This window comes from Actinomycetota bacterium (assembly GCA_040755895.1).
In the GTDB taxonomy this organism is placed as follows: Bacteria; Actinomycetota; Aquicultoria; order Subteraquimicrobiales; family Subteraquimicrobiaceae; genus Subteraquimicrobium.
Map to the genome: position 1 here is coordinate 1 of JBFMAG010000114.1, position 7,218 is coordinate 7,218.

Consider the following 7,218-nt stretch of genomic DNA (forward strand, 5'->3'; position numbering starts at 1 on the left):
ACCAAGATACTAAGGAGATACGAAAAATTGAGGAAGAATTACTCAAAGAATACCTAGAGGAAAGGAAAAAATATGTCTCCCTTTGATTCGGAGGTCATAGAAAGAAAAAACCTCTCTTTAAAAGGTTACCTACAGGACTTAGAAGCGATAAAGGATATTTCACTTGAAAATTATCAAGCGGATATCTTTCGAAAGAGGGGTATCGAGAAAACTCTCATCAATTTAATACAATGTGCCATAGATATCAATAATTATATCCTAGCCAAAATATTTAAAATTGCTCCAGCTGACAATTATGATTCCTTTATAAAACTTGGAGAAAATAAAATTATCCCCCCGGATTTTGCCCTGAAAATCGCACCCTCTACGGGATTGCGAAGTCGTCTCATTCACGAATATAACAAAATCGATGATAGAATTGTTCACGCCAGCATAAAGGATGCTCTCAAACAATTCCCTCGATATATCGAATATATTCAAAAGTTCTTGCAGTGCAGGTGAAGTTAGCGAGGCTGGCATCTCGGACAAAAATGCGAATATCTTCCCTGGATTTTTACGGCATCCAACGGGTAGGCACACCTGGGGCAGATGCCTTCCCTTCGCCCCATCAGGAACCAATCGGGGCGCTCATGGATTGAATAGTAATTTCTCACCGATTCATGGAGTACTTCCTTTATGCTGTGAAATAATCCCCTGATCTCTGCGGAGTTCAACTCGTCTACACGCCTTTGGGGATGAATCTTCGCCTGCCATAGAATCACATCGCCGTAGACGTTTCCGATCCCGGCGATGAAGCTTTGATCCATGAGTAAACTTTTTATCCTGCCCTTTCTTTTCTTCAACAGTTCGTTGAATACATCGAGTGTAAAATCCTCACTCAGGGGCTCGGGACCCATGGTGTATAGAGCCTTTATTCCGCTGAAGTCCTCGTCGGGAACCACATACATCTTCCCCAGCTTCCGCTGATCGATGAAACGAAGTTGCTTTCCATTTTCAAAGGTAAAAACGACGCGGGTATGCTTGTGTATTTCCTCCTGAGGATCGCAATAGATTAAATTCCCGGTCATCCGCAGATGAACGATGAAAGTAAAACCGTTGCTTAAAGGAAAAAGGATGAATTTGCCCCGCCGCCAAATATCGAGGATCTTGGCGCCCACGAGTCTTTCCTTGAATTCGGGCCAGGAGGGTAGTTGGATGGGATCGGGGATGAATATTTCAACGTCCTTGAAGATTTCCCTCAGAACATCGCCCTTTATTCTGTCAATCACGGCTTCGACGTCCGGTAACTCCGGCATGAATTCCACCGCACTCCCCGATAATTTACACTATATCCTCTTCTTTTCTAAGAATCTCTTTCTTGATTCGGTCAACCGTTTCTTTTAAAACCGGAAAGACATTATCTCGTATGTCGCCGGCTACGAGTACGCACATGATGTCGTCGCCCACGGATAATTGGCCTTCATATACCTCCACGAGGATATCCGTTATCCCAGGGCGAGCCTTCATTTCCTTGATTAACTCATCCAACCTTTCGCGCTCGACGTCGACCTTTACTCCGGTTACCCTCCGTCCATCCCTGGAGAAGCCCCTGACCACTCCATTGTGACAGAGGATCATACCTACTCGGTCAAAATCCGGGTGGTTCTTAATGCTCTGTAGTAGTTCAGCTATCCGCACCAAAAAATCCTCCTTTTTTAAAAATTTCCATATTTCAACTTCGATGCCCCGATTCAAAATCCTGGGAGACAGTCCTATTGGGGACCGTCCCTTCACTACCTGTTTAGCAGGCAGAGAAATTACACAAAATTTAAATTTTCAGGCGCAATTTGCAAATTGACGCGCAAATAGTAGATATCCATCAAAATTCTTACTTCTCACAGAAGCTGAAAATTGGGCAAGCCTCGCACCTGGGTCTCGCCCCGCAAACATTTCTCCCGAATTCGATCAAAGCCAGATGTACCCTTCGCTTTTCACCCGCTGGTATCACCTTCTCAAAAGCCGCTTTGATCTCATCGTAACTGGCTTTCTTATCCACCATGCCCAATCTCCTGGCAATCCTTATGATGTGTGTATCGACGGGGAAGACATCACGTCCGGCAACGAAATTGAGTAGCACATCCGCAGTTTTGGGTCCCACCCCCGGTAACTCCATCAATCTCTCTCTTGCCTCACCCTCTGGAAGCCGTAGGATCTTCATTAAATCGCCCTCGTATTGATCGAGTAAAACTGCGGCGAGTCTTTTAAGCTTGGACGCTTTGGCACGGTGGAGACCAGCGGGGCGGATGCATTCCGCAAGCTCGGCGACATCGGCTTGAAGGAAGCTTTCCGGGGTCATTTCAAATTTATCCTTAAGGTTCTCAAAGGCTTTGATATTCCCCCGCCGCTCGGTCGCCTGTGAAAGGATGGTGGAAACCAGAACCTCGAAGGGGGAAAGATCTTTAGCCCAAAGTGGCACCGAGTAATTCTCGGCGATGATCCTTATGGCTTCACCAAAAATAAGGTCAGACCTCCTCATAGCCCCTCACCTGCGAGGTTAAAATCTTATTTCAAATCTACCCTTCTTTGAATGATTCTTCAACATTAAGTTGAATGGAATGAAAAGTCTACCTGACGGTAGACAGGCAAATTTTTAAGTTAAGATTTATCATGCCTGGTAAATCAGCATATCGAGTCTGACCGGAAGGAGGATACATTGGGTCGTGTGGTAAAAGACCCCGAAGAACGTAAAATCGAGTTACTGAAAACAGCTCGGGATTTGTTTTATGAGTTAGACTACGAACAAACCTCGGTGCAGAAAATAAGACTGGTTTTAAGGGTTTAAGAATTGACTCCCCAATAAAACCGGTATAGTATACCTTATCATCCGACCAATTGAAATCTCGCAACGCAAAGAAATGAAACAAACTGGGGAGTTGTTCTATTCATGCGTAAACCCCAAGTTTTATCCCTGCCATCGAGGGATGCTCTCTTCATCTTGCTGTGCGTCATCATCAATCTGCACCAACTCAAGTCAGTGATCTCTCTAGCCGAACCGAAATTTCTCCTCCTCTTCCCCTCCACAACTATTCTAGTTGCCATCATTTATCTACTATTCGATATCATCGCTCGAAACAAGGAGCAAATAAGGGAAAAGGATGCCTTTAAATGGAAAATGTGTATGCTTGGAATACTCATCTTGCTCGTGGGCATCCTACCCGGAGCCGTGAGGATTGGATTAAGACTTCAATCTCAACCCCATGAATTTTGCCACGACGGAGTGGTTCAAACGGAAGAAGCGATGAAGATGATCCTGCTAGGGAAAAATCCCTACTCCGAAGATTATTTTCAAACGCCCATGAAGCATTGGGCGGATAAATGGCCTGAATCGACGACCCTCACCCACTACATTTATCTTCCATTCATTTTTATCTCTCCCTTGCCCTTTTATCTCACCTGTAAAGTTCTTCTCGGATGGTTCGACCTTCGCCTGATATATCTTGCGGTTTATCTTCTGACCATTTTTCTCTTGCTCAAATTCCCCCGCGATTATTCCAACAAAATCTGCTTAGTCACCCTGTTTGCACTGAATCCCAATTTTTTGCATTATCTGTCGTGGGGAGTTAATGACATATTGCTCATGGGATTGCTCATCCTGACCATCTACGCTTTAAAAATCAAAAATTTTTTACTGTCGGCTCTATCCTTTGGGTTAGCCCTGGTTACTAAGCAATTCGCCTGGTTGCTGACTCCCTTTTACCTTCTATACCTCTACCGATTCAAAGAAAGAGATAAAACCTCGCTAGCGAAAAATATCCTGGTAATTCTTCTAGTTGTTCTTATTTTCATGGCTCCCTTTCTCGCCTGGGACCATGCGAGCTTTAAAGACGATGTGATCGATTTTCCTTCGGGAAGAGCCAAAATCAGCTGGCCCATGGGAGGATGGGGAATCGGTGGAACCCTCGTCGCACTTAAATTTGTAAAGCCCACGGATTATTTCCCCTTCTGGATATTCTATGTCCTCCTGGTTTTTCCGCTGATGATCTTACTTCTGTGGAGACAATATCGCTACAATACTCTTTCAATGGTGTTGACCGGTTATTTGATTACGCTCTTTATCTTCCAATATTTCTCCCGTTACTTTCACGGAAACTACCTGGATTACCCATTCACATTTTTGTTATTGATAATATTCGGGGATTTAAAGCAATGAGGTTTCTAAATGCTTTCTCCTTGGGGCAACCGATTTCTCTTTGTTTACAATATTTGCAGACGAATGAGCCCCTTATAACTGCGTTGCCGCCAAAGGAGAGAATGACTAAAATTGCTAGCATTGCTAGAAGAAGCCAGGTAATGCAGCAATGCCATAGCGCCCACGGAAGAGCAAGCAGGCAAAGAGTCAGTCCCGGTGCGCTCCAAGCCACCGGGCGTGTTGTAGCCGGACCGTGGATGCGGTGGTACACGAATAGGTTTGACTCCGAGTGACGATACTAGGTTTGCTCTTCAAGCTTCTTTAAGTAGTTTTCGAGCTTCTTGATCTCTTCACCGAAGCCCGCCCAATCGCCAGCTTTGAGTCGCTCCTGAGCCTCATTGAAGTGAGTAATAGCGGCATCGATGAGTTTTCCGATGGGCAATTCTTCCTCCTGGGGAGGTTTTATCCGCTCGCGGGGCACTTCCCTCTCTCCGAATATTACCCGCAACGTCGTCTCGAGGTTTTCTTCCATGGCAATGCGATTGCTGAAGGCAACGATCACCCTCTTTAGTTCGGGAAGCTTTGTTTGCTCTGCCTCCAAATAAAGAGGCTCGATGTAGAGGAGTGATTGTTCAATGGGAATGACGAGCAAGTTACCTCGAATCACTCGAGAGCCTCTCTGACCCCAAAGGGTCAATTGTCTGGAAATTTCAGGATGCTGATTGATGCGTGCCTCGATCTGCATGGGTCCGTAAATCAGTTTTTCCTTGGGAAACTTGTAGACTAAAAGCTCCCCATAATCCGGTAGGTCGCACTTGGCACACACCCAAGCGATCATATTATCCCGATTCGCGGGTGTGAACGGTGACATGAGGATGAATTCTTCCTTTGGATGATCCGGCAGCCTCATGATGATATAATACGGCTCTATCTTCTGCTCACCTTCCTCATAAATCTCCTCTGGAAGGGTCCACAAATCTTCCTTGTTGTAGAAGACTTGAGGATCTTGCATATGGTAGGTACAGTACATTTGAGCCTGGACTCTGAATAACTGTTCAGGATATCTAACGTGCTTCTTCAAATCAAAGGGCATGACCTCGAAGGGCATGAATAAATCGGGAAAAATTTTGGCGTAGGTATTTATGAGCGGATCCTCCTTGTCCAGAAGATAGAAAACAACATCTCCATTATAGGCATCGATGACCATCTTCACGGAATTTCGGATGTAGTTACCGTGCCCATCAAAGTCTCTGCCCTTAAAGGGTTCGGAATAGGGATACATATCGGTGATGGTATAGGCATCCTGAATCCAGTAGAGTTTGCCGTCTTCAGAGACGACGAGGTATGGATCGGGATCGTAATACAAAAATGGTGCTATTTTCCTTACACGCTGAGTAATTTGGCGATAATACATGAATCTACTTCTGGACGTGATTGCATCGGAAAGGAGAATCTTTATGCTCCCGAATCTCAAAGCGAAGGCGAGCTTTCCAAGGAGAGATTTGACTGGAACTCCACCCCGTCCCTTGTAAGTGGTCCATTTATTTTTGTCGCCCTTGGGATAATCAAACTCCCTTTCCTTGGTCTTCACTATGACATACTCATTGGCTACCTCTCCGTAGTATATTCCTGGGCGAATGATTTTCAGATTGACCTTTGATCTCGGTGGGATATCCTTAATGAGCAAATCTGGCAAACCCTCTGGAGTGACCGTATTCACGGGATTCATGACCAGACCATGTCCATGGGTATAGACCAAATGTCGGTTAATCCAAGTTTTTGCAGCCGGGGGAAGTTGATCCTGTGCTAATTCCCTTGCAGATAGGGTAACCTGCCGATACTCACCATCCAAGTGATAGCGGTCGATGTCGACGTCTCGGAAATTATAATACAATCTTATTTCCTGTATCTGACCATAAGTTTTCCTTAAAGGGCGCCAATCCCAGAGCCTTACATTTTTTATCGTGGCCTCATTCTTTCGGATATCATCCAAAGTCAAAGTTTCTGTGGCTGGAAATTCTCGCTCTTTTATTTTGTTTAAATCGTAGGCCTTTCGAGTATATTCGATGTTCAGCCTGATATATGGTCTTTCCTTGGCAATCTCATTGGGCAGAACCCGATACTGCTGGACGATGGCGGGATAGATGGTGCCAGCTACGATAGAAGCCAGTATGAGTAAACTTATGCCCGTGACGGGAAGCCTCCAACCACGGTAATAAATATTGATTATAAAGAGAGCGGCGCAAAATAAAGACATGATGATCAGGAGCTTCAGGGCCGGAAGTTGAGCATGAATATCGGTATAGCTCGCTCCAAAAGCCACCCCTCGCGGAGAATATAAAAGCTCGTATATGTTCAGCCTATAGCCCCAGGCGATGACGACCAAAATTAATCCGCATAATACTGAAAGATGTGCTTTGGCCTGAGGTACGATCCTCACCAGTCTTGAGAGGCGAGTCTCCCTCCTCCTGAATAGAATGGCTCCCTCAAACCAGTACACGAAGATCGAAGCCAGCAGAGCAACCACCAGTGAATACAAAACCCACCACCATAAATAGCGGTAGAAGGGTAAGGTAAAAACATAGAAACCTACATCGCGGTGGAAAATGGGATCGGCGACTTTGAAGGGGACTTGATGGAGATAGCGCAAGACCATATTCCATTGATCTGCAAAACTACCCGCGGCGATGGCGCTGAAGAATAACGCAATGACCAATAAGATTAAATTGAAGTATTTCCTATAGACTCCTCTATAGATCTCAATTAACTCCTGTTCGATGGTTACATATTTTGGAGAAAGATATCTAGCGAGGATAACATTTACGTAAAAGATGATGAGGAAGAAAACCCCGGAAAGCAACGCGAGGAGAACTTGAGTCGATAGAATTTTCAAGAAGACTGATGCATACCCTATCCTTTTAAACCACAACCAGTCGGTGTAAAGTCCAGCCGCTTTTCCCAAGCTCAGCAAAATCAATGCAAGGATTAAAATCAGAATCCATTTGATCCTTCTCATATTTGCCCCTCGCTTTAAACAGATTTACCTTTAT

Annotated in this window: 7 protein-coding genes; 3 read left to right on the top strand and 4 right to left on the bottom strand. The window is 44.9% G+C overall.

Annotated elements, in window-relative coordinates; translation table 11 throughout:
• Positions 1-72 precede the first annotated feature (72 nt).
• Entirely contained in the window at positions 73-501 is a 429-nt protein-coding gene (locus AB1466_05270; GenBank protein MEW6189504.1) for a DUF86 domain-containing protein, read from the top strand.
• 2 nt (positions 502-503) lie between these two features.
• Here the strand turns inward: AB1466_05270 and mutM are convergent, their stop codons facing one another.
• From mutM to nth, 3 genes are all read right to left on the bottom strand, one after another.
• Positions 504-1,295 (bottom strand): DNA-formamidopyrimidine glycosylase, encoded by a 792-nt coding sequence (gene mutM, locus AB1466_05275; protein ID MEW6189505.1) that lies wholly within the window; start codon positions 1,293-1,295, stop codon positions 504-506.
• Positions 1,296-1,320: 25 nt separating this feature from the next.
• Entirely contained in the window at positions 1,321-1,677 is a 357-nt protein-coding gene (locus tag AB1466_05280; GenBank protein ID MEW6189506.1) for a molybdenum cofactor biosynthesis protein MoaE, read from the bottom strand.
• Between the two features lie 190 nt (positions 1,678-1,867).
• Positions 1,868-2,515, bottom strand: coding sequence for an endonuclease III (gene nth, locus AB1466_05285; protein MEW6189507.1), 648 nt, complete (start codon positions 2,513-2,515; stop codon positions 1,868-1,870).
• Positions 2,516-2,692: 177 nt separating this feature from the next.
• Between nth and AB1466_05290 the strand changes: the two genes are divergently transcribed.
• Together AB1466_05290 and AB1466_05295 are read left to right on the top strand one after the other, a co-directional pair.
• Positions 2,693-2,821, top strand: coding sequence for a hypothetical protein (locus AB1466_05290; GenBank protein MEW6189508.1), 129 nt, complete (start codon positions 2,693-2,695; stop codon positions 2,819-2,821).
• 102 nt (positions 2,822-2,923) lie between these two features.
• Entirely contained in the window at positions 2,924-4,189 is a 1,266-nt protein-coding gene (locus AB1466_05295; protein MEW6189509.1) for a glycosyltransferase 87 family protein, read from the top strand.
• 277 nt (positions 4,190-4,466) lie between these two features.
• Here AB1466_05295 and AB1466_05300 read toward each other — a convergent pair whose 3' ends face one another.
• Positions 4,467-7,184 (bottom strand): UPF0182 family protein, encoded by a 2,718-nt coding sequence (locus AB1466_05300; protein MEW6189510.1) that lies wholly within the window; start codon positions 7,182-7,184, stop codon positions 4,467-4,469.
• Between the last annotated feature and the right edge of the window lie 34 nt (positions 7,185-7,218).